The following is a 1,890-nucleotide window of genomic DNA, read 5'->3' on the forward strand; positions in this document are numbered from 1 at the left end:
GACCTCGCGGGCGCCAACCTCGCGGGCGCCAAACTACCGCACTTCCAGATCCCGCAAGACGGTAGCCTGGCGGTCTGGAAGAAAGCGTCCGGCAAGCTCGTGAAGTTGCTGATCCCCGCCGAGGCGAGGCGCACCGCCACGCTGATCGGCCGGAAGTGCCGCGCGGAATACGCGATAGTGCTGGAGGTTGAGGGCGGCAAGCCGGTCGAGAGCAACCGTGGCCACGTCATCTACGCGCCGGGCGAGACAGTGCGGCCGGACAGCTACGACCCGGACCCGCGCGTGGAATGTACGAACGGCATCCATTTTTTCTTGACCCGCGAGGAAGCGGAGGGGTGGCACTGATGAGCGGCGAGGAAGACGACCTCGCCTTCGCGCGTGGCTTTGTCTGCGCCCTGTGCGGCGAGGCGGCGCTGGTGCTGATCGTGCTGGCGGCGCTGCGGGCCGCCGCCCTTTTTGGGGGCTGATCCATGGACACCGTAGAGTGGACAGAAATTCCCATCCGGCGCGGCTTCCGGCCCGGATCCGGAAGGCAGGTATCGCTGGCCTGGCGCCGCGGCCGTGGGGCTAGCTTCGCGGTCGTCACCATCGGGGGGCAGGTGCTGGCCGATCTCGGCTGGCAGGCTGGCCAGCGCATCGCGACGGACCTCGCCTTGCGCGCGGGGCTGCTGCGCCTGCGGCCGGCGGCGGACGGGCGGAAGCTCGCCGTGCGCGGCTCATGCGGGGTGGCGACGGTGCCGCTGCCGCATGTCGCCGACACCACGCCGCGCCCCGCCGCGCCGGTGGCGCATCGCGTCGAGGGGCAGGCGCTGATCCTCACCCTGCCCGGCTGGGCATGCCTCGCGGAGCCCGCCCCCTCTCCCGTGGCGGAGGCGCCGCCGGCGCCCCCGAAGGCGGGCCATTACCGGGACAGGCTGACGCCGGAGCGGGCGGAGCTGCTGCGGCGCCTCTGGCCAGATCCCTCCTTGACCGGGGAGGCGATCTTGCAGCGCCTCAACGCCCTGCCGGGACAGCCCTACACCAACCCCAACAGCCTCTATGGCATCGCTCCCCGCCTTGGCCTGCCGCCCCGGCGCGGGCTGCGCGATGCGCAGCCGCCGGCGCCGGCCGCCACGGCCGCGGCGGCGGAGACCGACCTCGACGCGGCCCGCGCCATGGCGCGCGGGGGGCGAAGCGTGCGCGAGATCGCGGAGGAGTTCGGCTGGTCCATCGCCGAGGCGCAGCGCGTGGTGTTCGCCGAGCGCCGCCGGATGCGGGAGGAGGCGGCGTGATGCGCGACGCCCCTCCGATCCCCGATCCGCAGGCCTCCGCCACGCCGGAGCGCGTGGCGGCGCTGATCGAGGCGCTGCTCGTGGTGGACGCCATGGCGCGCGACGCGATCGAGCGCGGCGGCGCGCACGACGCCTGCCGCCGCATCCGCGCCGAAGTGTGGGCCGCGCTGGCGGCGGGAGGCACGCGATGACCGGCCCGGCGAAGCGGCGCCACGCGATCCGGCTGCTGCTCGCGGCGTCGCGGCTGCGCGAGCTGGCGCTCGAGGTGCCGCACGCCACCGCCTACCGTCTGCTGGCGCAGGCGGAGGCGATGGAGGCCGAGGCCGGCGGCGACATGGAGGCCGCGATGCACGCGCTGCGTGAGGCCGCCTTCTACGCGCGCATGGAGGAGAACGTCGGATGATCCTGCGCTGCTGGTGGGTGGCGCGCCGCGTCGCGGCGGTGCGGCGTCCCGTGCGCCGTGCGGTGACGGCGGGCGCGGCGAAGGCCGCGATCACGGGCGCGGTGGTGGCGACGCTGGTGTGCGTCGCGGCCGCGCCGCCGGCCTGGTGGGGCGCGCCGCCGTCGCCTGCGCCATCGGCGCCGCCCGTTGCCGCGGGCGGGCCGCCGCCGGCCTGGC

General features: G+C 75.2%; 6 protein-coding genes. All 6 read left to right on the forward strand.

Annotated elements, in window-relative coordinates; all coding sequences use genetic code 11:
* Positions 1–345: DUF5758 domain-containing protein (locus ET526_RS21430; RefSeq protein WP_204623751.1), on the forward strand; the 345-nt coding region annotated here is incomplete at its 5' end.
* Complete coding sequence (locus ET526_RS22490; protein WP_275668660.1) at positions 345–467, forward strand: hypothetical protein; 123 nt, start codon at positions 345–347, stop codon at positions 465–467. The genes ET526_RS21430 and ET526_RS22490, both read left to right, overlap by 1 nt.
* Positions 468–470: 3 nt before the next feature.
* Positions 471–1,271 (forward strand): hypothetical protein, encoded by an 801-nt coding sequence (locus tag ET526_RS20970; protein ID WP_135471026.1) that lies wholly within the window; start codon positions 471–473, stop codon positions 1,269–1,271.
* Positions 1,271–1,462 (forward strand): hypothetical protein, encoded by a 192-nt coding sequence (locus ET526_RS21435; protein WP_158295665.1) that lies wholly within the window; start codon positions 1,271–1,273, stop codon positions 1,460–1,462. The genes ET526_RS20970 and ET526_RS21435 overlap by 1 nt, the downstream gene beginning before the upstream one ends.
* Positions 1,459–1,674 carry a hypothetical protein gene (locus ET526_RS21440; protein WP_158295666.1) on the forward strand — a complete coding sequence of 72 codons (216 nt, stop codon included), beginning with the start codon at positions 1,459–1,461 and terminating at the stop codon, positions 1,672–1,674. Before ET526_RS21435 ends, ET526_RS21440 begins: the two co-directional genes overlap by 4 nt.
* Positions 1,671–1,890 (forward strand): hypothetical protein (locus ET526_RS21590; protein ID WP_204623752.1); only part of this gene is annotated, 220 nt, incomplete at its 3' end. The genes ET526_RS21440 and ET526_RS21590, both read left to right, overlap by 4 nt.

The sequence above is a fragment of the Crenalkalicoccus roseus genome (assembly GCF_004761865.1).
GTDB classification, from domain to species: domain Bacteria; phylum Pseudomonadota; class Alphaproteobacteria; order Acetobacterales; family Acetobacteraceae; genus Crenalkalicoccus; species Crenalkalicoccus roseus.

What these genes read in the sequence shown, in the direction of transcription:
- ET526_RS22490 (WP_275668660.1), top strand. Translation starts at nt 345, where the DNA reads ATGAGCGGCGAGGAAGACGACCTCGCCTTCGCGCGTGGCTTTGTCTGC.
- ET526_RS21440 (WP_158295666.1), top strand. Translation starts at nt 1,459, where the DNA reads ATGACCGGCCCGGCGAAGCGGCGCCACGCGATCCGGCTGCTGCTCGCG.
- ET526_RS20970 (WP_135471026.1), top strand. Translation starts at nt 471, where the DNA reads ATGGACACCGTAGAGTGGACAGAAATTCCCATCCGGCGCGGCTTCCGG.
- ET526_RS21435 (WP_158295665.1), top strand. Translation starts at nt 1,271, where the DNA reads ATGCGCGACGCCCCTCCGATCCCCGATCCGCAGGCCTCCGCCACGCCG.